At 54.4% G+C, this 23,449-nt stretch carries 13 protein-coding genes, 6 tRNA genes and 3 rRNA genes; 1 reads left to right on the forward strand and 21 read right to left on the reverse strand.

Annotation, left to right across the window (positions count from 1 at the left end):
* Window positions 1–31 precede the first annotated feature (31 nt).
* From rpoC to tyrS, 21 genes are all read right to left on the reverse strand, one after another.
* Window positions 32–4,231, reverse strand: a complete 4,200-nt coding sequence (gene rpoC, locus QMK58_RS26810; protein WP_053162834.1) for a DNA-directed RNA polymerase subunit beta' — start codon at window positions 4,229–4,231, stop codon at window positions 32–34.
* Between the two features lie 64 nt (window positions 4,232–4,295).
* Window positions 4,296–8,369, reverse strand: coding sequence for a DNA-directed RNA polymerase subunit beta (rpoB, locus tag QMK58_RS26815; protein WP_053162836.1), 4,074 nt, complete (start codon window positions 8,367–8,369; stop codon window positions 4,296–4,298).
* A 220-nt stretch (window positions 8,370–8,589) separates the two neighbouring features.
* The gene (rplL, locus tag QMK58_RS26820; RefSeq protein WP_053162838.1) at window positions 8,590–8,955 is read right to left on the reverse strand and encodes a 50S ribosomal protein L7/L12; all 366 of its coding nucleotides are present in this window, start codon (window positions 8,953–8,955) and stop codon (window positions 8,590–8,592) included.
* Between the two features lie 75 nt (window positions 8,956–9,030).
* Window positions 9,031–9,531 carry a 50S ribosomal protein L10 gene (rplJ, locus tag QMK58_RS26825; protein ID WP_007970413.1) on the reverse strand — a complete coding sequence of 167 codons (501 nt, stop codon included), beginning with the start codon at window positions 9,529–9,531 and terminating at the stop codon, window positions 9,031–9,033.
* A gap of 198 nt (window positions 9,532–9,729) precedes the next feature.
* The gene (gene rplA / locus QMK58_RS26830) at window positions 9,730–10,425 is read right to left on the reverse strand and encodes a 50S ribosomal protein L1 (RefSeq protein WP_003186095.1); all 696 of its coding nucleotides are present in this window, start codon (window positions 10,423–10,425) and stop codon (window positions 9,730–9,732) included.
* Window positions 10,425–10,856: a 50S ribosomal protein L11 gene (gene rplK / locus QMK58_RS26835; protein WP_007933726.1), complete on the reverse strand. Its 432-nt coding sequence runs from the start codon at window positions 10,854–10,856 to the stop codon at window positions 10,425–10,427. Before rplK ends, rplA begins: the two co-directional genes overlap by 1 nt.
* Window positions 10,857–10,973: 117 nt before the next feature.
* Window positions 10,974–11,507 (reverse strand): transcription termination/antitermination protein NusG, encoded by a 534-nt coding sequence (gene nusG, locus QMK58_RS26840; protein WP_007984405.1) that lies wholly within the window; start codon window positions 11,505–11,507, stop codon window positions 10,974–10,976.
* 9 nt (window positions 11,508–11,516) lie between these two features.
* Window positions 11,517–11,885 (reverse strand): preprotein translocase subunit SecE, encoded by a 369-nt coding sequence (gene secE / locus QMK58_RS26845; protein ID WP_007984402.1) that lies wholly within the window; start codon window positions 11,883–11,885, stop codon window positions 11,517–11,519.
* Window positions 11,886–11,930: 45 nt separating this feature from the next.
* Window positions 11,931–12,006, reverse strand: a tRNA-Trp gene (locus tag QMK58_RS26850).
* A gap of 174 nt (window positions 12,007–12,180) precedes the next feature.
* Window positions 12,181–12,256, reverse strand: a tRNA-Thr gene (locus QMK58_RS26855).
* Between the two features lie 26 nt (window positions 12,257–12,282).
* Window positions 12,283–12,356 (reverse strand) — tRNA-Gly (locus QMK58_RS26860).
* Between the two features lie 23 nt (window positions 12,357–12,379).
* Window positions 12,380–12,464 (reverse strand) — tRNA-Tyr (locus QMK58_RS26865).
* A gap of 143 nt (window positions 12,465–12,607) precedes the next feature.
* Window positions 12,608–13,045, reverse strand: coding sequence for a hypothetical protein (locus tag QMK58_RS26870; RefSeq protein WP_320395635.1), 438 nt, complete (start codon window positions 13,043–13,045; stop codon window positions 12,608–12,610).
* Between the two features lie 7 nt (window positions 13,046–13,052).
* Window positions 13,053–13,802, reverse strand: coding sequence for a pantothenate kinase (locus QMK58_RS26875; protein WP_053162842.1), 750 nt, complete (start codon window positions 13,800–13,802; stop codon window positions 13,053–13,055).
* On the reverse strand, window positions 13,792–14,748 hold the full coding sequence (gene birA / locus QMK58_RS26880) for a bifunctional biotin--[acetyl-CoA-carboxylase] ligase/biotin operon repressor BirA (RefSeq protein WP_053162844.1): 957 nt from the start codon (window positions 14,746–14,748) through the stop codon (window positions 13,792–13,794). Before birA ends, QMK58_RS26875 begins: the two co-directional genes overlap by 11 nt.
* Before the next feature lie 134 nt (window positions 14,749–14,882).
* Window positions 14,883–14,998 (reverse strand): 5S ribosomal RNA (rrf, locus tag QMK58_RS26885).
* 156 nt (window positions 14,999–15,154) lie between these two features.
* Window positions 15,155–18,048, reverse strand: a 23S ribosomal RNA gene (locus QMK58_RS26890).
* A 234-nt stretch (window positions 18,049–18,282) separates the two neighbouring features.
* Window positions 18,283–18,358: transfer RNA gene (locus QMK58_RS26895), tRNA-Ala, on the reverse strand.
* A 10-nt stretch (window positions 18,359–18,368) separates the two neighbouring features.
* Window positions 18,369–18,445 (reverse strand) — tRNA-Ile (locus QMK58_RS26900).
* A 122-nt stretch (window positions 18,446–18,567) separates the two neighbouring features.
* A 16S ribosomal RNA gene (locus QMK58_RS26905) occupies window positions 18,568–20,104 on the reverse strand.
* The 16S, 23S and 5S rRNA genes sit together here with 2 tRNA genes alongside, the layout of an rRNA operon.
* 494 nt (window positions 20,105–20,598) lie before the next feature.
* Entirely contained in the window at window positions 20,599–21,798 is a 1,200-nt protein-coding gene (tyrS, locus tag QMK58_RS26910; RefSeq protein WP_320395636.1) for a tyrosine--tRNA ligase, read from the reverse strand.
* Window positions 21,799–22,011: 213 nt separating this feature from the next.
* Here tyrS and QMK58_RS26915 point away from each other — a divergent pair, with 213 nt between their 5' ends.
* Window positions 22,012–23,448 carry a peptidoglycan DD-metalloendopeptidase family protein gene (locus tag QMK58_RS26915; RefSeq protein WP_320395637.1) on the forward strand — a complete coding sequence of 479 codons (1,437 nt, stop codon included), beginning with the start codon at window positions 22,012–22,014 and terminating at the stop codon, window positions 23,446–23,448.
* The last annotated feature ends 1 nt before the right edge of the window (window position 23,449 follow it).

Raw genomic sequence — 23,449 nt, forward strand, 5'->3', positions numbered from 1 at the left:
ACCAGGGCCTCACGCTCATTTACCGCAGAACTCAGTTACCGCTCGAGTTCAGCGCTTCGGTCAGTGCAGCTTCCACTTCACTGGCGCTTACGCGCAACGGCTTGTCAGCATCACGACGGCGCTTACGCTCGCTGTGATAGGCCAGGCCGGTACCAGCCGGGATCAGACGACCCACGACCACGTTTTCTTTCAGGCCGCGCAGGTAATCGCGCTTGCCGGTTACCGCCGCTTCGGTCAGTACGCGAGTGGTTTCCTGGAAGGAAGCCGCCGAGATGAACGATTCGGTGGACAACGACGCCTTGGTGATACCCAGCAGAACGCGAGTGAACTTGGAGACAAACTTGTCTTCGCCGCTCAAACGCTCGTTCTCTACCAGTACGTGAGTCAATTCCATCTGGTCGCCCTTGATGAAACTGGAATCGCCGGATTCAGCGATCTCAACTTTACGCAGCATCTGACGCAGAATGGTCTCGATGTGCTTGTCGTTGATCTTCACGCCTTGCAGACGGTAAACGTCCTGGATCTCGTTAACGATGTACTTGGCCAGCGCACTCACACCCAACAGACGCAGGATGTCGTGCGGATCGCTTGGACCGTCGGAGATAACTTCGCCGCGGTTTACCTGTTCGCCTTCGAATACGTTCAGGTGACGCCACTTCGGAATCAGCTCTTCGTACGGATCGCTACCGTCGTTCGGCGTGATAACCAGACGGCGCTTGCCTTTGGTCTCTTTACCGAACGCGATGGTGCCGCTGACTTCAGCCAGAATCGACGCTTCTTTCGGACGGCGAGCTTCGAACAAGTCGGCAACACGCGGCAGACCACCGGTGATGTCACGGGTCTTCGAAGTTTCTTGCGGGATACGAGCGATAACATCACCGATCGCGATCTTCGCACCATCCGCTACACCGACCAGGGCGTTGGCTGGCAGGAAGTACTGAGCGATAACGTCAGTGCCTGGCAGCAACAGATCCTTGCCGTTGTCATCGACCATCTTCACGGCAGGACGGATGTCTTTACCGGCAGCTGGACGATCTTTGGCATCGAGTACTTCAATGTTGGTCATACCGGTCAATTCGTCAGTCTGACGCTTGATCGTGATGCCTTCTTCCATGCCCACGTAGGTCACGGTACCTTTCATTTCGGTAACGATTGGGTGAGTGTGCGGATCCCACTTGGCCACGATAGCGCCAGCTTCGACCTTGTCACCCTCTTTAACCGAAATCACGGCACCGTACGGCAGCTTGTAACGCTCACGCTCACGACCGAAGTCATCAGCGATGGCCAGCTCACCAGAACGGGACACTGCAACCAGGCAACCATCCACTCGCTCAACGTGCTTCAGGTTATGCAGACGGACGGTACCGCCATTCTTCACCTGAACGCTGTCGGCTGCGGAGGTCCGGCTTGCCGCACCACCGATGTGGAACGTACGCATGGTCAGCTGGGTACCCGGCTCACCGATGGACTGGGCAGCGATAACGCCGACCGCTTCACCGATGTTCACCTGGTGACCACGAGCCAGATCGCGACCGTAGCACTTGGCGCAAATACCGAAACGGGTTTCGCAGCTGATCGGCGAACGCACGATCACTTCGTCGATGCTGTTCAGTTCGATGAACTCGACCCACTTCTCGTCTACCAGAGTGCCGGCAGGAACGATGACGTCCTCGGTACCTGGCTTGAATACGTCACGGGCGATAACACGACCCAATACGCGCTCACCCAGCGGCTCTACAACGTCACCGCCTTCAATGTGCGGAGTCATCAGCAGACCGTGTTCGGTGCCGCAATCGATCTCGGTTACAACCAGATCCTGCGCCACGTCTACCAGACGACGAGTCAGGTAACCCGAGTTCGCCGTTTTCAACGCGGTATCCGCCAGACCTTTACGAGCACCGTGAGTGGAGATGAAGTACTGGAGTACGCTCAAACCTTCACGGAAGTTCGCAGTAATCGGCGTTTCAATGATGGAACCGTCCGGCTTGGCCATCAGGCCCCGCATACCGGCCAGCTGACGAATCTGTGCTGCGGAACCCCGCGCACCCGAGTCAGCCATCATGTACATCGAGTTGAACGATTCCTGGTCGACTTCGACGCCATGACGGTCGATGACTTTCTCTTTCGAGAGGTTGGCCATCATCGCCTTGGAAACTTCGTCGTTCGCCTTGGACCAGAGGTCGATCACTTTGTTGTACTTCTCGCCCTGGGTTACCAGGCCGGAGGCGTACTGGCTTTCGATCTCTTTCACTTCATCAGTAGCAGCATTGATGATGCGGGCTTTTTCATCCGGGATAACGAAGTCGTTAACACCGATGGAAACGCCGGAAATGGTCGAATAAGCAAAACCGGTGTACATCAACTGGTCAGCGAAGATCACAGTCTCTTTCAAACCAACCACGCGGTAGCACTGGTTGATCAGCTTGGAGATTGCCTTTTTCTTCATCGGCAGGTTGACGACGTCGTACGACAGACCTTTTGGCACAACCTGGAACAACAGCGCACGGCCGACAGTGGTGTCGACGATACGGGTGTTGCTCACGCTGCCGCCATCACGGTCGTTGACGGTTTCGTTGATCCGGACTTTGACCTTGGCGTGCAGTGCGGCTTCGCCGGCACGGAATACACGGTCAACTTCCTGCAGATCCGCGAACACACGACCTTCGCCCTTGGCGTTGATCGCTTCACGAGTCATGTAGTACAGACCCAATACAACGTCCTGCGACGGAACGATGATTGGCTCACCGTTGGCTGGCGACAGAATGTTGTTGGTCGACATCATCAACGCGCGCGCTTCGAGCTGGGCTTCCAGCGTCAGCGGTACGTGCACGGCCATTTGGTCGCCGTCGAAGTCGGCGTTGTACGCGGCGCAGACCAGAGGGTGCAGCTGAATAGCCTTACCTTCGATCAGTACCGGTTCAAACGCCTGGATACCTAGACGGTGAAGGGTCGGTGCACGGTTGAGAAGCACCGGGTGTTCGCGAATCACTTCGGCGAGAACGTCCCAAACTTCCGGCAGCTCGCGCTCAACCATCTTCTTGGCAGCCTTGATGGTGGTAGCGAGACCACGCATTTCCAGCTTGCCGAAAATGAACGGCTTGAACAGCTCGAGAGCCATCTTCTTCGGCAGACCGCACTGGTGCAGACGCAGGGTCGGACCTACGGTAATTACCGAACGACCGGAGTAGTCAACACGCTTACCGAGCAAGTTCTGACGGAAACGACCCTGCTTACCCTTGATCATGTCAGCCAGGGATTTCAGAGGACGCTTGTTGGAACCTGTGATAGCGCGGCCACGACGACCGTTGTCGAGCAGTGCGTCGACAGCTTCCTGCAACATACGCTTTTCGTTGCGCACGATGATGTCCGGAGCGGACAGATCCAGCAGGCGCTTCAAACGGTTGTTACGGTTGATCACTCGACGATACAGATCGTTGAGGTCGGAAGTCGCGAAACGACCGCCATCGAGCGGAACCAGTGGACGCAGATCTGGCGGCAGAACCGGCAGAACGGTCAGCACCATCCACTCTGGCAGGTTGCCGGAACCCTGGAAGGCTTCCATCAACTTCAGACGCTTGGACAGCTTCTTGATCTTGGTTTCGGAGTTGGTTTGCGGAATTTCTTCACGCAGGCGGCCAATCTCGTGCTCCAGGTCGATAGCGTGCAGCAGTTCGCGGACAGCTTCAGCACCCATGCGGGCATCGAAATCGTCGCCGAACTCTTCCAGCGCTTCGAAGTACTGCTCGTCGTTGAGCAGTTGGCCTTTTTCAAGGGTGGTCATGCCTGGATCGATAACGACATAGCTCTCGAAGTAGAGAACGCGCTCGATATCACGCAGGGTCATGTCCATCAGCAAGCCGATACGGGACGGCAGCGATTTCAGGAACCAGATGTGGGCAACTGGCGAGGCCAGTTCGATGTGCGCCATGCGCTCACGACGAACTTTAGCCAGCGCAACTTCAACGCCGCACTTCTCGCAGATCACACCACGGTGCTTCAAGCGCTTGTACTTACCGCACAGGCACTCGTAATCCTTTACCGGGCCAAAGATCTTGGCGCAGAACAGGCCGTCACGCTCAGGTTTGAACGTACGGTAGTTGATGGTTTCCGGCTTTTTAACTTCACCGAACGACCACGAACGGATCATCTCAGGCGATGCCAATCCGATACGGATGGCGTCGAACTCTTCGACTTGACCCTGGTTTTTCAGCAAATTCAGTAGGTCTTTCAAGGCCTTTCCTCCTGGCGGAGCAGAGAGCGGGCAATCCTGCCCCGCTCTCGATTCGCGTCACGTGTTATTCGGTTTCCAGATCGATATCGATGCCGAGGGAACGAATTTCCTTGATCAACACGTTGAAGGACTCGGGCATGCCCGGCTCCATACGGTGATCGCCATCCACGATGTTTTTGTACATCTTGGTACGGCCGTTCACATCGTCCGACTTCACTGTGAGCATTTCTTGCAGAGTGTAAGCGGCACCGTATGCTTCCAGTGCCCAGACCTCCATCTCCCCGAAACGCTGACCACCGAACTGCGCCTTACCACCCAGCGGTTGCTGGGTAACCAGGCTGTACGAACCGGTAGAACGAGCGTGCATCTTGTCGTCTACCAAGTGGTTCAGCTTCAGCATGTACATGTAGCCAACGGTAACCGGGCGCTCGAACTTGTTGCCGGTACGGCCGTCGGTCAGCTGCATCTGGCCGCTTTCTGGCAGGTCCGCCAGTTTCAGCATGGCCTTGATTTCGCTTTCCTTGGCGCCGTCGAACACTGGAGTGGCCATTGGAACGCCGCCACGCAGGTTTTGAGCCAGATCCAGGATTTCCTGGTCCGAGAAGTCATCGAGGCTTTCCTGACGACCGCCGATCTCGTTATAGATCTCGTGCAGGAATTTACGCAGCTCGGCAACTTTACGCTGCTCTTCAATCATGCGGTTGATCTTCTCACCCAGACCTTTGGCCGCGAGGCCCAGGTGGGTTTCAAGGATCTGACCAACGTTCATACGCGAAGGTACGCCCAACGGGTTGAGGACGACGTCGACCGGGGTGCCATTGGCATCGTGCGGCATGTCTTCAACCGGCATGATCACGGAGACCACACCCTTGTTACCGTGACGACCGGCCATCTTGTCGCCCGGCTGGATGCGACGACGGATTGCCAGGTAAACCTTGACGATTTTCAGCACGCCTGGAGCCAGGTCATCGCCTTGCTGCAGTTTGCGCTTCTTGTCTTCGAACTTGTCGTCCAGCAGACGGCGACGATCAACGATGTAGGCCTGAGCCTTCTCGAGCTGCTCGTTCAGAGCATCTTCAGCCATGCGCAGTTTGAACCACTGGCCGTGCTCAAGACCGTCAAGAACTTCGTCGGTGATGTCCTGGCCTTTCTTCAGACCGGCGCCGCCTTCGGCTTTGTGGCCGACCAGAGCGGAACGCAGACGTTCGAAAGTAGCGCCTTCAACGATACGGAACTCTTCGTTCAGGTCCTTGCGGATCTCGTCCAGCTGGGACTTCTCGATCGACAGTGCACGAGCATCACGCTCAACGCCGTCGCGGGTGAAGACCTGTACGTCGATGACAGTACCTTTGGTACCGGTAGGTACGCGCAGGGAAGTGTCTTTAACGTCGCTGGCTTTTTCACCGAAGATCGCACGCAACAGCTTCTCTTCTGGAGTCAGCTGGGTCTCGCCTTTCGGAGTGACCTTACCGACCAGAATGTCGCCTGCGCCAACTTCAGCACCTACGTAAACGATACCGGCTTCGTCCAGCTTGTTCAGTGCCGCTTCACCCACGTTCGGGATGTCGGCAGTGATTTCCTCTGGGCCAAGCTTGGTGTCACGGGCCACACAGGTCAGTTCCTGGATGTGGATCGTGGTGAAACGGTCTTCCTGAACAACACGCTCGGACAGGCAGATGGAGTCTTCGAAGTTGAAGCCGTTCCATGCCATGAACGCGATGCGCATGTTCTGACCCAGTGCCAGTTCACCCATGTCGGTGGACGGGCCGTCGGCCATGATGTCGCTACGCTGAACCCGATCACCTTTACGCACCAGCGGACGCTGGTTGATGCAGGTGTTCTGATTGGAGCGGGTGTACTTGGTCAGGTTGTAGATGTCGACACCGGCTTCACCGGTTTCAACTTCGTCATCGGCAACACGAACCACGATACGACTGGCGTCGACGGAGTCGATCACGCCGCCACGACGAGCCACGACGCAAACGCCGGAGTCACGGGCTACGTTACGCTCCATGCCGGTACCTACCAGCGGCTTGTCGGCGCGCAGGGTTGGTACAGCTTGACGCTGCATGTTCGAACCCATCAACGCACGGTTGGCGTCGTCGTGCTCGAGGAACGGAATCAGCGACGCAGCAACCGAAACTACCTGCTTCGGCGATACGTCCATCAAGGTGACGTCTTCCGGCGCCTTGACGGTGAATTCGTTCAAGTGACGAACAGCTACCAGCTCGTCGATCAGGACTTTCTTGTCGTTCATCGTGGCCGAAGCCTGAGCGATCACGTGATCGGCTTCTTCGATGGCGGACAGGAATACGATCTCGTCGGTGACCAGAGCGTCTTTCACCACACGGTACGGGCTTTCCAGGAAGCCATACTGGTTGGTGCGCGCATAGGCAGCCAGGGAGTTGATCAGACCGATGTTCGGACCTTCCGGCGTTTCGATCGGGCAAACACGACCGTAGTGCGTCGGGTGAACGTCTCGAACTTCAAAGCCGGCACGCTCACGAGTCAAACCGCCAGGGCCGAGTGCTGAAACACGACGCTTGTGGGTGATCTCGGACAGCGGGTTGTTCTGGTCCATGAACTGGGACAGCTGGCTGGAGCCGAAGAACTCCTTCACCGCCGCAGCCACTGGCTTGGCGTTGATCAGGTCTTGCGGCATCAGGCCTTCGCTTTCAGCCATCGACAGACGCTCTTTGACCGCACGTTCAACACGTACCAGGCCAACGCGGAACTGGTTCTCGGCCATTTCGCCTACGCAGCGAACACGACGGTTACCCAGGTGGTCGATGTCATCGACGATGCCTTTACCGTTACGGATGTCGACCAGAGTCTTCAGTACCGCGACGATGTCTTCCTTGCACAGCACGCCCGAACCTTCGATCTCGGTACGACCGATACGACGGTTGAACTTCATCCGGCCGACCGCTGACAGATCATAGCGCTCAGGGCTGAAGAACAGGTTGTTGAACAGGGTCTCGGCAGCGTCTTTGGTTGGCGGCTCGCCTGGACGCATCATGCGATAGATCTCGACCAGCGCTTCCAATTGGTTGCTGGTGGAGTCGATCTTCAGGGTGTCGGAGACGAACGGACCGCAGTCGATATCGTTGGTGTACAGAGTTTCGATGCGAACAACCTGAGCCTTGGCGATTTTGGCCAGGATCTCGGTGTTCAGCTCGGTGTTGCACTCTGCCAGGATTTCGCCGGTTGCCGGATGCACGATGACCTTGGCGGTTGTGCGACCCAGGACGTAGTCCAGAGGCACATCCAGCTCTTTGATCCCGGCTTTTTCCAGCTGGTTGATGTGGCGAGCGGTAATACGACGACCTTGCTCGACAATAACCTTGCCTTTGTCATCCTGAATATCAAGGACAGCGATTTCACCACGCAGGCGCTGAGGCACCAGCTCCAGGCTCAGGGTCTCGCCCTTCACGTGGAATACGTTGGTGGTATAAAACGCGTCCAGCACTTCTTCAGTGGTGTAACCGAGCGCGCGCAGCAGTACCGAAGCAGGCAGCTTGCGACGACGGTCGATACGCACGAATACGCAGTCTTTCGGGTCGAACTCGAAGTCCAGCCACGAACCGCGGTAAGGAATAATGCGCGCGGAATACAGCAGTTTACCGGAGCTGTGCGTCTTGCCACGGTCGTGGTCGAAGAACACGCCCGGGGAACGGTGCAGCTGGGAAACAATTACACGCTCGGTACCGTTGATTACGAAGGTACCGTTTTCAGTCATCAGGGGGATTTCACCCATGTAGACTTCTTGCTCTTTGATGTCCTTGATCGCTTTGTTCGACGATTCTTTGTCGAAAATGATCAGGCGCACTTTTACCCGCAAAGGTACGGCGTAAGTAACACCGCGCAATACGCATTCTTTGACATCAAATGCCGGTTCGCCCAGACGATATCCGACGTACTCCAGCGCAGCATTGCCGGAGTAGCTGATGATCGGGAAAACGGATTTGAAGGCCGCATGCAGGCCCACGTCGCGGAACTGATCTTTAGTCGCTCCCGCTTGCAAGAATTCACGATACGAATCCAGCTGGATGGCCAGGAGGTACGGCACATCCATGACGTCCGGCAACTTGCTAAAGTCCTTGCGGATACGTTTTTTCTCAGTATATGAGTAAGCCATCAGCGTTCCCCAGCTTGGTCACCTGCTTGTTTGGCCCCTCCCGACGGGAGCAGCCAGAAAATCGTGCAAACCCCATGGTTTGCGCCACCGCATCGGGTGGTTACAGCACGTTATCGGTGCCGACCCAGTCGGCTGCCAATAACGGAAAAAGGCCGGTGGCAAGAGCCACCAGCCATCAGCCTGTCGCTTAACGCTCGGGCTGGAGGAGCAAAGTCGATGCTTACTTCAGCTCGACTTTAGCGCCTGCTTCTTCCAGAGTTGCTTTGGCTTTGTCAGCTGCTTCTTTGGCAACAGCTTCCAGAACCATGGCAGGAGCGCCGTCAACTACAGCCTTGGCTTCTTTCAGGCCCAGACCGGTCAGTTCACGTACTGCCTTGATCACGTTAACTTTCTTCTCGCCAGCTTCGGTCAGCATGACGTTGAATTCAGTTTGCTCTTCAACAACGGCGGCAGCAGCAGCTGGACCAGCCGATGCAGCAGCAGCGGTAACGCCGAATTTTTCTTCGAAAGCTTTGATCAGCTCAACAACTTCCATTACGGACATGTTGCCAACTGCTTCAAGGATATCGTTCTGAGAGATAGACATGAATCTAATTCCTGATATTGGGGACGGCCTACGCGACCATCGAAAAAAACAAAAAACGCGAGAAGTTGACGAGCCTTAGGCTGCAGCAGCTTCTTTCTGGTCGCGAATTGCCGCCAGAGTACGAGCCAATTTGCTGGTAGCGCCTTGAATCACGCTCATCAGCTGAGAAATTGCTTCGTCACGGGTCGGCAGAGTTGCCAGTACGTCGATTTGGTTAGCTGCGAGGAACTTGCCCTCGAACGCAGCTGCCTTGATCTCGAACTTGTCCTGACCCTTTGCGAACTCTTTGAAAATCCGGGCAGCAGCGCCTGGATGTTCTTTGGAGAATGCAATCAGGGTAGGGCCAGTGAACACGTCGTTGAGGACACTGAATTCAGTGTCAGCAACAGCGCGCTTGAGCAGGGTGTTACGTACAACACGTACGTAAACGCCAGCTTCACGAGCCTCTTTACGGAGTCCGGTCATCGCGCCTACTGTTACGCCACGGGCATCAGCCACGACAGCGGACAGAGCGACTTTGGCAGCCTCGTTGACTTCAGCGACGATGGCCTTCTTGTCTTCGAGTTTAATTGCCACGGGTTTAACTCCTGCTTGTTACCGTTTCATCTGGTCGAAACCCGATGTCGTTTTGGTGTCTGATTCGGTAAGGAACCGGGAGCACCATCTGCGTAGGCTTGAGGTTTAAGACTTGCGTCGCCTACGGTCTTGGATAGCCCCCGCCAGGCAGGGACCCCAATTTTTCAATTGGCGCAATCGCTTGCGCCAATCTGTGTCTTACGCGTCGAGCGAGCTTTGGTCGATGACCAGACCTGGGCCCATAGTGGTGCTCAGGGTAACGCGCTTGACGTAAATGCCTTTCGAGGAAGCTGGCTTGATACGCTTCAGATCAGCGATCAGGGCTTCAACGTTTTCCTTCAGCTTGACGGCGTCGAAGCCGATCTTGCCAACGGAAGTGTGGATGATGCCGTTTTTGTCGGTGCGATAACGAACCTGACCAGCCTTGGCGTTTTTAACCGCGGTAGCGACGTCTGGCGTTACGGTGCCGACTTTAGGGTTAGGCATCAGGCCACGTGGACCGAGGATCTGACCCAACTGACCTACAACGCGCATGGCATCCGGGGATGCGATCACTACGTCATAGTTCAGGTCGCCGCCTTTCATTTCGGCAGCCAGGTCGTCCATGCCCACACGGTCAGCGCCGGCAGCCAGAGCGGCTTCAGCAGCAGGACCTTGAGTGAACACAGCAACGCGAACGGTCTTGCCAGTGCCGTGCGGCAGCACAGTAGCGCTACGAACGACCTGGTCGGATTTACGCGGGTCAACACCCAGGTTTACAGCAACGTCGAACGACTCGCTGAACTTGACAGTCGACAGCTCAGCCAGCAGGGCAGCAGCGTCTACAAAGTTGTAGGCCTTGCCTGCTTCGATTTTGCCGGCGATAGCCTTTTGACGCTTGGTCAGCTTAGCCATTACACACCCTCCACGTTAAGGCCCATGCTACGAGCAGAACCGGCGATAGTACGCACGGCTGCTTCCATATCAGCTGCAGTCAGATCCGCGTTTTTGGTTTTCGCGATTTCTTCCAGCTGAGCACGAGTTACAGTGCCAACCTTAACGGTGTTCGGACGAGCGGAACCGCTGGTCAGACCGGCCGCCTTCTTCAGCAGAACCGAAGCAGGGGTGGATTTGGTTTCGAAAGTGAAGCTACGGTCGCTGTAGACAGTGATGATCACTGGAGTCGGCAGACCTGGCTCAAGACCCTGAGTACGGGCGTTGAAAGCCTTGCAGAATTCCATGATGTTCACGCCGTGCTGACCCAAAGCAGGACCAACTGGTGGGCTTGGGTTAGCCTGAGCGGCTTTCACTTGCAGCTTGATGTAAGCGGTAATCTTCTTGGCCATGAGGCACTCCAATTACGGGTTCAAGCGCCTCGAAAGGCTCCCCGGTTACTTGCGCGTTTATCCCAGTGACGACAAAACCCCACAGCCTACGGCTGCGGGGTTGGGATTTTTGTTCAACTAGACCTTTTCGACCTGGCTGAACTCGAGCTCCACCGGAGTAGAGCGACCGAAAATGAGCACCGCGACCTGGATCCGGCTCTTTTCGTAGTTAACTTCTTCAACAACACCGGTAAAGTCTGCGAACGGACCGTCATTGACACGCACCGACTCGCCCGGCTCGAACAACGTCTTCGGCTTCGGCTTGTCGCTGCCATCGGCAACGCGGCGCAGAATCGCTTCTGCCTCTTTATCGGTGATTGGTGCAGGCTTATCGGCAGTACCGCCAATGAAACCCATCACCCGAGGAGTATCCTTGACCAAGTGCCAAGTACCCTCATTCATATCCATCTGCACCAGCACATAGCCAGGGAAGAATTTACGCTCGCTTTTGCGCTTCTGGCCATTGCGCATTTCAACCACTTCTTCAGTGGGAACCAGAATCTCGCCGAAGCCATCTTCCATACCGGCCAGCTTTACGCGCTCGATGAGCGAGCGCATAACATGCTTCTCGTAACCGGAGTAAGCATGCACAACATACCAACGCTTAGCCACGGGACACCCTTAGCCGACAATCAAGGAAACAAGCCAGCCGAGCAGGGAATCAAGCCCCCACAACAGCAACGCCATAACCAGAACAACAGCCACAACGATCAACGTGGTCTGCGTGGTTTCTTGGCGAGTTGGCCAAACGACTTTACGAATTTCGGTGCGCGCTTCCTTAACCAGTACAAAGAAAGACTTGCCCTTGACCGTCTGCAGGCCTACAAAGGCAGCTACAGCAGCAATAGCAAGCAATGCGAGTACGCGGTACAGGATCGGCGAAGCAGAAAAGTACTGATTGCCAACAACGCCAACAACCACCAGAGCGACTACTACAAGCCACTTGAGGAGGTCGAAACGAGAGCCTTGAGCTTCAGCTTTAGGAGTCATCTATGAAGATCCTGTGAAAAGAAAGCCAGACACACCGAGTGAATCTGGCAGGTCAGGAGGGAATCGAACCCCCAACCTACGGTTTTGGAGACCGTCGCTCTGCCAATTGAGCTACTGACCTAAAACAAAATCAGGCCGACCATTATGCCGACCCGAAAAAGACTTTACAACACTTACTAGGCAACCCTGGCTGCAACACCGGCATTCACGACACCGGCAACCTTCAAAAACACAATCAGGCGCAACCACTACCACCTAAAACAAAGGCAGATATTTTCATATCTGCCTTGTTATATGGAGCTCTTGAGCGGATTTGAACCGCTGACCTCACCCTTACCAAGGGTGTGCTCTACCAACTGAGCTACAAGAGCGTAAAACTGTGCAAAACCTGTAAACTTGGAGCGGGTAGCGGGAATCGAACCCGCATCATCAGCTTGGAAGGCTGAGGTTCTACCACTAAACTATACCCGCGAGGCTTACAGCTCTCGCTAAAATGGTGGAGGGGGAAGGATTCGAACCTTCGAAGTCGTAGACGTCAGATTTACAGTCTGATCCCTTTGGCCGCTCGGGAACCCCTCCTAAGCGAGCCGGCATTCTACATCATGCCAGCCTTCTGTCAAGCATTTTTCTCATTAAAAACCTGAGCTTAGCTGCGTTGACCTCGCTTCACACCGCTTACCGTTTCCGGTGTTCGCTGTGGAGCGGGCGCCATTCTATGCAAACTATTCAGTGGGCGCAACCCCCTCGCATAGCATTATTTTATGTTTTAACTCGTTGAATTCTTTAGAAAGGTTTATCAGCTGCAGATCATCCAGCCATCGCCTGCTTTCAGGCGCGATACGCACCCAGTAACCAGAGGCCTCTCCCCCACTCCTTGGCAACGATTGAAACTTTACGTCCATGCCAGTCAAGCGCCGCTCTACCGCTTGTGCGGCGTCCTGACGAACATATCCCCCCAAATAAAGGCAGTTATTGTCCGCAGGCGCCTTGGCTTTGTCTCGGGGGGCTTCAGATGCTTCGCTCAACAAGCGGATATCTTGCTGAGCGCCGCGATACAAATTCAAGGGTGTTACGTCTTTCGCACGCAGAGGCGCTTCCTGCTGATGCCAGATGTAATAAAAGCCATTGAGGACCAGTAGCAGCAGAAACAACCAACGCATAAAAACCTCAGGACAAAGGGCAAGCCATAGCCAAACCGACAAAGACCAGGTCCGGAACGACTCTGGCCTGAGGCACAACCTCGGCGACCAGACTCGCATCCCCACCAGTGAGGAAGACGGTGAAATCTTCACCCCAGTAGCTGCGTGCCAATTCGAGCTGAGTCAGAACAAAGCCACGCAACATCAGGGAGCAGCCCCTCTCGACAGCTTCGACAGTGGTTCGACCAGGAACAAGCACCTCCAGTGCCCGCTCAGCCGCCAGATCTCCATATCGAATTTTACGGGTATGGGTACGCAGCTGGTTGCGCATCAATGGCATGCCGGGGCAGATGAAACCACCTAGATGCTCTCCGTCCGCAGCAACGAAGTCAGCAGTGACCGCTGTTCCGAAATCAAGCACAAGGCAGGCGCCGCCCGCCAAATGGAAGCCACCAAGCATAGCCAGCCAACGATCAAGCCCTAGACGCTCGAACTCTTCATATCCATTTCGAACGCCAGACATCTCACGCGCCGGCCCAGCACAGACTACGGAGACGCTGAAGGCGCCTGAAAGCAACGACATCAAAGCGGTGGTTTCCTCTGCAGTCCTGACACTTACCAGCCGGCAAAAGGTAAGAGCAAGCCCTCCAATCGCCTCAAGACTCTCCAGTAACGCAAGGTCCGAATCAACGACCCCCTCACCAACTACCTGCCGGACATGCGTTGCGAGCACACGCCATTTGATGAAGCTGTTTCCACAGTCGAGCTCAAGAATCATCACGCAACCTCAGGCTCAGCTCACCACCACTGAAAACTTTCTCCACGCCACCAACCCTCAAACGCAACGCACCCTGACTGTCGATACCTATCACCTGGCCTTCTATTTTGTTGACGCCAGCAATCAACGACACATTTCGCCCTTGCCACAGGTGATTTTGCTCCCACTCAGACTGGATAGCCAAAAAGCCATCCGCCTGATGACGAGCCAGGTATCGTTGAAGCGTCACACTCAACGATGCGACCAAATGATTGCGATCAAAGACCCTGCCTGATTCGAGCCGCATGGATGTCCACTCCTGATCAACCTCATCAGTCGATTGCATGTTCACATTAATCCCAACACCAAGGACCACGTGACAAACATCAGCAGGATCCCCGACCAACTCCAACAGTATCCCGGCTATTTTTTTCTGCCCTACCAGGACATCGTTAGGCCATTTCAACCCGACTCCTGGAATACCCAGTTCACGCAAGGTCTGCATTACGGCAAGCCCAACAACCAGGCTTAAGCCTTCTAGCTGACGCATACCACCATCAATACGCAAAACGAGACTGTAATAGGCATTTTCTGCAAATGGGCTCACCCATTTGCGGCCGCGTCGCCCGCGACCGGCCGTTTGCCGCTCAGCAAGCACTAGAAAGGGTGCCGCCTGGCCCCGCTCGATGAGACGCAGCGCCTCTGCATTTGTAGAGTCGATCGAGTCGTAAACGAGGGCTGGCCAGGCACAGGAAGATGCTCGCAGGATCTCCGCAGGGTCCAGCAGTACCAATGAAGTCGATAGCTGATAACCACGACCTCTGACCTTGTGAATAGAAAGACCTAGTTCAGCTTCTAGATGCTGGAGCTGTTTCCACACGGCACTACGACTGATACCCAAGGCCGCCCCCAAGGCTTCGCCGGAGTGAAATCGACCATCTTTAAGAAGCTTTAACAACGTCAGCATGCAAGTCTCGCCTCACAATGAGGCCCGCATAATAGCCACGCTCCGAGCCATTGCATAGAAATCCCGGAGACGAAACTTTCCCGCGGACAAAACAAAACCCCAACTGCTTTCGCAATTGGGGTTTCGGAATTTAATCTTGACGATGACCTACTCTCACATGGGGAAACCCCACACTACCATCGGCGATGCATCGTTTCACTGCTGAGTTCGGGATGGGATCAGGTGGTTCCAATGCTCTATGGTCGTCAAGAAATTCGGGTACCGAATCGTGGCCAGCTGGCCGCGCTTCAGCAAATTGGGGATGTGATAGCTTGGTGTTTTGTGAGTATTTCGAACTTTCGGTTCGTTGCGTCTTCACACACCGCAATCTGATGCTCTTTCGAGAAGCAAATTGCTTGGGTGTTATATGGTCAAGCCTCACGGGCAATTAGTATTGGTTAGCTCAACGCCTCACAGCGCTTACACACCCAACCTATCAACGTCGTAGTCTTCGACGGCCCTTCAGGGGACTCAAGGTCCCAGTGAGATCTCATCTTGAGGCTAGTTTCCCGCTTAGATGCTTTCAGCGGTTATCTATTCCGAACATAGCTACCCGGCAATGCCACTGGCGTGACAACCGGAACACCAGAGGTTCGTCCACTCCGGTCCTCTCGTACTAGGAGCAGCCCCTCTCAAATCTCAAACGTCCACGGCAGATAGGGACCGAACTGTCTCACGACGTTCTAAACCCAGCTCGCGTACCACTTTAAATGGCGAACAGCCATACCCTTGGGACCGGCTTCAGCCCCAGGATGTGATGAGCCGACATCGAGGTGCCAAACACCGCCGTCGATATGAACTCTTGGGCGGTATCAGCCTGTTATCCCCGGAGTACCTTTTATCCGTTGAGCGATGGCCCTTCCATACAGAACCACCGGATCACTAAGACCTACTTTCGTACCTGCTCGACGTGTCTGTCTCGCAGTCAAGCGCGCTTTTGCCTTTATACTCTACGACCGATTTCCGACCGGTCTGAGCGCACCTTCGTACTCCTCCGTTACTCTTTAGGAGGAGACCGCCCCAGTCAAACTACCCACCATACACTGTCCTCGATCCGGATAACGGACCTGAGTTAGAACCTCAAAGTTGCCAGGGTGGTATTTCAAGGTTGGCTCCACGCGAACTGGCGTCCACGCTTCAAAGCCTCCCACCTATCCTACACAAGCAAATTCAAAGTCCAGTGCAAAGCTATAGTAAAGGTTCACGGGGTCTTTCCGTCTAGCCGCGGATACACTGCATCTTCACAGCGATTTCAATTTCACTGAGTCTCGGGTGGAGACAGCGCCGCCATCGTTACGCCATTCGTGCAGGTCGGAACTTACCCGACAAGGAATTTCGCTACCTTAGGACCGTTATAGTTACGGCCGCCGTTTACCGGGGCTTCGATCAAGAGCTTCGCGTTAGCTAACCCCATCAATTAACCTTCCGGCACCGGGCAGGCGTCACACCCTATACGTCCACTTTCGTGTTTGCAGAGTGCTGTGTTTTTAATAAACAGTCGCAGCGGCCTGGTATCTTCGACCGGCGTGGGCTTACGCAGTAAATGCTTCACCCTCACCGGCGCACCTTCTCCCGAAGTTACGGTGCCATTTTGCCTAGTTCCTTCACCCGAGTTCTCTCAAGCGCCTTGGTATTCTCTACCCAACCACCTGTGTCGGTTTGGGGTACGGTTCCTGGTTACCTGAAGCTTAGAAGCTTTTCTTGGAAGCATGGCATCAACCACTTCGTGTTCTAAAAGAACACTCGTCATCAGCTCTCGGCCTTAGAATCCCGGATTTACCTAAGATTCCAGCCTACCACCTTAAACTTGGACAACCAACGCCAAGCTGGCCTAGCCTTCTCCGTCCCTCCATCGCAATAACCAGAAGTACAGGAATATTAACCTGTTTTCCATCGACTACGCTTTTCAGCCTCGCCTTAGGGACCGACTAACCCTGCGTCGATTAACGTTGCGCAGGAAACCTTGGTCTTTCGGCGTGGGTGTTTTTCACACCCATTGTCGTTACTCATGTCAGCATTCGCACTTCTGATACCTCCAGCAAGCTTCTCAACTCACCTTCACAGGCTTACAGAACGCTCCTCTACCGCATCATCCTAAGATGATACCCGTAGCTTCGGTGTATGGTTTGAGCCCCGTTACATCTTCCGCGCAGGCCGACTCGACTAGTGAGCTATTACGCTTTCTTTAAAGGGTGGCTGCTTCTAAGCCAACCTCCTAGCTGTCTAAGCCTTCCCACATCGTTTCCCACTTAACCATAACTTTGGGACCTTAGCTGACGGTCTGGGTTGTTTCCCTTTTCACGACGGACGTTAGCACCCGCCGTGTGTCTCCCATGCTCGGCACTTGTAGGTATTCGGAGTTTGCATCGGTTTGGTAAGTCGGGATGACCCCCTAGCCGAAACAGTGCTCTACCCCCTACAGTGATACATGAGGCGCTACCTAAATAGCTTTCGAGGAGAACCAGCTATCTCCGAGCTTGATTAGCCTTTCACTCCGATCCACAGGTCATCCGCTAACTTTTCAACGGTAGTCGGTTCGGTCCTCCAGTTAGTGTTACCCAACCTTCAACCTGCCCATGGATAGATCGCCCGGTTTCGGGTCTATTCCCAGCGACTAGACGCCCTATTAAGACTCGCTTTCGCTACGCCTCCCCTATTCGGTTAAGCTCGCCACTGAAAATAAGTCGCTGACCCATTATACAAAAGGTACGCAGTCACCCAACAAAGTGGGCTCCCACTGCTTGTACGCATACGGTTTCAGGATCTATTTCACTCCCCTCTCCGGGGTTCTTTTCGCCTTTCCCTCACGGTACTAGTTCACTATCGGTCAGTCAGTAGTATTTAGCCTTGGAGGATGGTCCCCCCATATTCAGACAAAGTTTCTCGTGCTCCGTCCTACTCGATTTCATGACCAAGAGATTTTCGCGTACAGGGCTATCACCCACTATGGCCGCACTTTCCAGAGCGTTCCGCTAATCTCAAAGCCACTTAAGGGCTAGTCCCCGTTCGCTCGCCACTACTAAGGGAATCTCGGTTGATTTCTTTTCCTCAGGGTACTTAGATGTTTCAGTTCCCCTGGTTCGCCTCTTGCACCTATGTATTCAGTACAAGATAACCATCTTATGATGGCTGGGTTCCCCCATTCAGACATCTCCGGATCAAAGTCTGTTTGCCGACTCCCCGAAGCTTTTCGCAGGCTACCACGTCTTTCATCGCCTCTGACTGCCAAGGCATCCACCGTATGCGCTTCTTCACTTGACCATATAACCCCAAGCAATCTGGTTATACTGTGAAGACGACATTCGCCGAAAATTCGAATTTCTCAACTAAGAGAACTCACAAATTTTACCTTAGCCTGATCCGTTACCAGTGAAAGTAACGTTCAGTCTATCTTTCTATCACATACCCAAATTTTTAAAGAACGATCTAATCAAAAGACTAGAAATCAATATTCACATCGGAATATTCATTTCTAAACTTTCAGAAGCAGTTATATGGTGGAGCCAAACGGGATCGAACCGTTGACCTCCTGCGTGCAAGGCAGGCGCTCTCCCAGCTGAGCTATGGCCCCATAACAAAATTGGTGGGTCTGGGCAGATTCGAACTGCCGACCTCACCCTTATCAGGGGTGCGCTCTAACCAACTGAGCTACAGACCCAATTTCGAGCGCGCAACTGTTAGCTTGGAGCTATCAGCTTGGAGCTTAAAGCTGCTTCTATCGTCTTCTTCAATGAATCAAGCAATTCGTGTGGGAGCTTATGGAGCAGCTGAGTCGTCGATTAAGGAGGTGATCCAGCCGCAGGTTCCCCTACGGCTACCTTGTTACGACTTCACCCCAGTCATGAATCACACCGTGGTAACCGTCCTCCCGAAGGTTAGACTAGCTACTTCTGGTGCAACCCACTCCCATGGTGTGACGGGCGGTGTGTACAAGGCCCGGGAACGTATTCACCGCGACATTCTGATTCGCGATTACTAGCGATTCCGACTTCACGCAGTCGAGTTGCAGACTGCGATCCGGACTACGATCGGTTTTGTGGGATTAGCTCCACCTCGCGGCTTGGCAACCCTCTGTACCGACCATTGTAGCACGTGTGTAGCCCAGGCCGTAAGGGCCATGATGACTTGACGTCATCCCCACCTTCCTCCGGTTTGTCACCGGCAGTCTCCTTAGAGTGCCCACCATGACGTGCTGGTAACTAAGGACAAGGGTTGCGCTCGTTACGGGACTTAACCCAACATCTCACGACACGAGCTGACGACAGCCATGCAGCACCTGTCTCAATGTTCCCGAAGGCACCAATCCATCTCTGGAAAGTTCATTGGATGTCAAGGCCTGGTAAGGTTCTTCGCGTTGCTTCGAATTAAACCACATGCTCCACCGCTTGTGCGGGCCCCCGTCAATTCATTTGAGTTTTAACCTTGCGGCCGTACTCCCCAGGCGGTCAACTTAATGCGTTAGCTGCGCCACTAAGAGCTCAAGGCTCCCAACGGCTAGTTGACATCGTTTACGGCGTGGACTACCAGGGTATCTAATCCTGTTTGCTCCCCACGCTTTCGCACCTCAGTGTCAGTATCAGTCCAGGTGGTCGCCTTCGCCACTGGTGTTCCTTCCTATATCTACGCATTTCACCGCTACACAGGAAATTCCACCACCCTCTACCATACTCTAGCTTGTCAGTTTTGAATGCAGTTCCCAGGTTGAGCCCGGGGCTTTCACATCCAACTTAACAAACCACCTACGCGCGCTTTACGCCCAGTAATTCCGATTAACGCTTGCACCCTCTGTATTACCGCGGCTGCTGGCACAGAGTTAGCCGGTGCTTATTCTGTCGGTAACGTCAAAACACTAACGTATTAGGTTAATGCCCTTCCTCCCAACTTAAAGTGCTTTACAATCCGAAGACCTTCTTCACACACGCGGCATGGCTGGATCAGGCTTTCGCCCATTGTCCAATATTCCCCACTGCTGCCTCCCGTAGGAGTCTGGACCGTGTCTCAGTTCCAGTGTGACTGATCATCCTCTCAGACCAGTTACGGATCGTCGCCTTGGTGAGCCATTACCTCACCAACTAGCTAATCCGACCTAGGCTCATCTGATAGCGCAAGGCCCGAAGGTCCCCTGCTTTCTCCCGTAGGACGTATGCGGTATTAGCGTTCCTTTCGAAACGTTGTCCCCCACTACCAGGCAGATTCCTAGGCATTACTCACCCGTCCGCCGCTGAATTCAGGAGCAAGCTCCTGTCATCCGCTCGACTTGCATGTGTTAGGCCTGCCGCCAGCGTTCAATCTGAGCCATGATCAAACTCTTCAGTTCAAACATCTTTGGGTTTTGAGAAAACCCTAAACTTGGCTCAGCAATCGTTGGTTACATCTTTGATTTCTCGCGGAGTAACTTGTGATGCTGATAATCTGTTGACTAGCAGTCTGACTCCACAAGCACCCACACGAATTGCTTGATTCAGTTGTTAAAGAGCGGTTGGTTAAGATCTTTCGTCTCAACCGAGGCGCGCATTCTACAGCAGCCTCATTTGCTGTCAAGTGGTATTTTTCAGAAGTTTTCAAGGATTTCCTTAACAACTTCAACCACTTGCGCTTCAGATCTCTCGTCAGCGGGAGGCGAATTCTACAGCGTTACACGCTGCTGTCAACACCTCTTTTTCAACTTCTTTCTGGCTTCGATGACCTGAAGCAACCTGCTGCCGAAACTGCGTAACTCTTTGTTTACCAAGGAGTTTTCCGTTTCGACTGCGCCGGAAGTGGGGCGAATTATAGGCTTCTAAAATTCGCCGTCAACCCCTTATTTCAGGTTTATTCGGATTTGAGCGTAATACGCGCAAATGCCTTCTTGCCAGCCTGGCAAACATGGGTCGCACCCAGCGCATGTATAAAGGTGCGATCAACAACCTCACCATCTATACGCACTCCACCAGAACCGAGAAGATCTCGCGCTACAGCCGAATTCTTGACCAGGCCAGCCTTATTAAGGACAGCAGCGATCGGCATATCCTCAGCAGCAGTCAATTCGATCTCTGGCAGATCATCCGGCAGCTCGCCATCCTTCATACGGTTGCCCGCCGCACGATGAGCGCTGGCCGCAGCCTCTTCACCATGGAAACGTGCAACGATCTCTTCAGCCAGCTTGATCTTGATGTCACGCGGATTGGCACCCGCCTCCACATCGGCACGGAACGCATTGATCTCATCCATCGAACGGAAGCTGAGCAGCTCGAAGTAACGCCACATCAGCGCATCCGGAATGGAAACCAGCTTGCCGTACATCACACCCGGCGCTTCCTGAATACCGACATAGTTGCCCAACGACTTGGACATTTTCTTCACGCCATCCAGACCTTCAAGCAGCGGCATGGTCAGAATGCACTGAGCTTCCTGACCATAACCACGCTGCAGCTCACGCCCCATCAGCAGGTTGAACTTCTGATCGGTACCGCCAAGCTCGACGTCCGCACGCAGCGCTACCGAGTCGTAACCCTGGACCAGCGGATAAAGGAACTCATGAATGGCGATTGGCTGATTGGTCGTGTAGCGCTTGTCGAAGTCATCGCGTTCGAGCATGCGAGCCACGGTGTACTGCGAAGTCAGGCGAATGAAGTCGGCCGGCCCCATCTGATCCATCCAGGTGGAGTTGAATGCCACTTCCGTCCTGGCCGGATCGAGAATCTTGAAAACCTGAGTCTTGTAAGTTTCGGCGTTCTCGAGAACCTGCTCACGAGTCAGCGGAGGACGCGTCGCGCTCTTGCCACTCGGATCACCGATCATCCCGGTGAAGTCACCAATCAGGAAGATCACCTGATGCCCCAGCTCCTGGAACTGACGCAGCTTATTAATAAGCACGGTGTGACCCAGGTGCAAATCCGGCGCCGTCGGATCGAAGCCTGCCTTAATACGCAGCGGCTGGCCACGCTTGAGCTTTTCGATCAGCTCGGACTCGACCAACAGTTCTTCCGCACCACGTTTGATCAGCGCTAGCTGCTCTTCAACCGACTTCATAACAGACCCGCAAGGCTCGAATTCAAAGGGGACCAACCATACAAGATCGGGCGTCAAATACAAGGTTTGCCCGGCACACGGACACCAATCCACGGACGGAACGTCCGTAGACTTGCTTCAGAGATGATTTGGTTATATTTTATACAGTTATTTCATCTTCATCATGTCATTCATCTTTTCCAATTCATCATTTTCAAAGTCAAAACACTACTTATGACCAAAGAATCGTCTAAAGCGCCTCCGCTTTACCCGAAGACCCATCTGCTCGCTGCAAGTGGCATCGCCGCCCTTCTGAGCCTGGCGCTTCTGGTATTCCCTTCCAGTGATGTTGAAGCCAAAAAGACGACCCTGAGTCTTGAACTGGAAAGCCCTGCTGAACAACTGACACAAGATCAAGACGTCGCTGAAGCCGTCGAAGCCACAAATGAGTCAGCAGCTTCTCCTTTCGCACAGATTGAAAACAGCGCAGAAGAGCCACAGGAAACCGCTGAAGCCGCGCCAGCACCTGCTCCCGTGACAGTAGCGGTCGCTGAAGAAAAGAAGCTCGATAGCCACAGGGAAGTGACCGTTGCCAAAGGCGACACGCTCTCTACCCTGTTCGAAAAAGTAGGCCTTCCAACCACTGCCGTGAAAGAAGTACTCGCCAGTGACAAGCAGGCCAAGCAGTTCAGCCAACTCAAGCGCGGGCAGAAACTTGAATTCGAACTGGGCCCGGACGGCCAACTGACCAGCCTGCACAGTAAAATCAGCGATCTGGAAACCATCACCCTGTCCAAGAACGACAAGGGTTACACGTTCAACCGCATTACTGCCAAACCCACCGTGCGCTCAGCCTATGTACATGGCGTGATCAACAGCTCGCTATCGCAGTCCGCGGCTCGAGCCGGCCTGTCCCATAGCCTGACCATGGATATGGCCAGCGTATTTGGCTACGACGTTGACTTTGCCCAGGATATTCGACAGGGCGACGAGTTTGACGTGATCTACGAGCAGAAGGTTGTCAACGGCAAGGCTGTCGGCAATGGCCCAATCCTGTCCGCACGCTTCACCAACCGCGGCAAGACCTACACTGCCGTGCGATACACCAACAAACAAGGCAACAGCAGCTACTACACCGCTGACGGCAATAGTATGCGCAAGGCGTTCATTCGTACGCCGGTGGACTTCGCCCGTATCAGTTCCAAGTTCTCCATGGGCCGCAAACACCCGATCCTGAACAAGATCCGCGCCCACAAAGGTGTCGACTACGCAGCGCCGCGCGGCACCCCCATCAAGGCCGCCGGTGACGGCAAAGTCTTGCTCGCCGGCCGCCGTGGCGGTTACGGCAATACGGTCATCATTCAGCATGGCAACACCTACCGCACGCTGTATGGCCACATGCAGGGCTTCGCCAAAGGCGTCAAGACTGGCGGCACGGTCAAGCAAGGTCAGGTCATTGGTTATATCGGCACCACTGGCCTCTCCACGGGACCGCACTTGCACTATGAGTTCCAGGTCAATGGCGTGCACGTTGATCCGCTGGGCCAGAAAGTAGCAATGGCCGATCCAATTTCCAAAGGCGAGCGTGCGCGCTTCCTTGCTCAGAGCCAACCGCTGATGGCGCGCATGGATCAGGAAAAATCCACCCAGCTAGCCTCGGCCAGGCGCTAAG

The sequence above is a fragment of the Pseudomonas sp. P8_241 genome, from assembly GCF_034008315.1.
Classification (GTDB): domain Bacteria; phylum Pseudomonadota; class Gammaproteobacteria; order Pseudomonadales; family Pseudomonadaceae; genus Aquipseudomonas.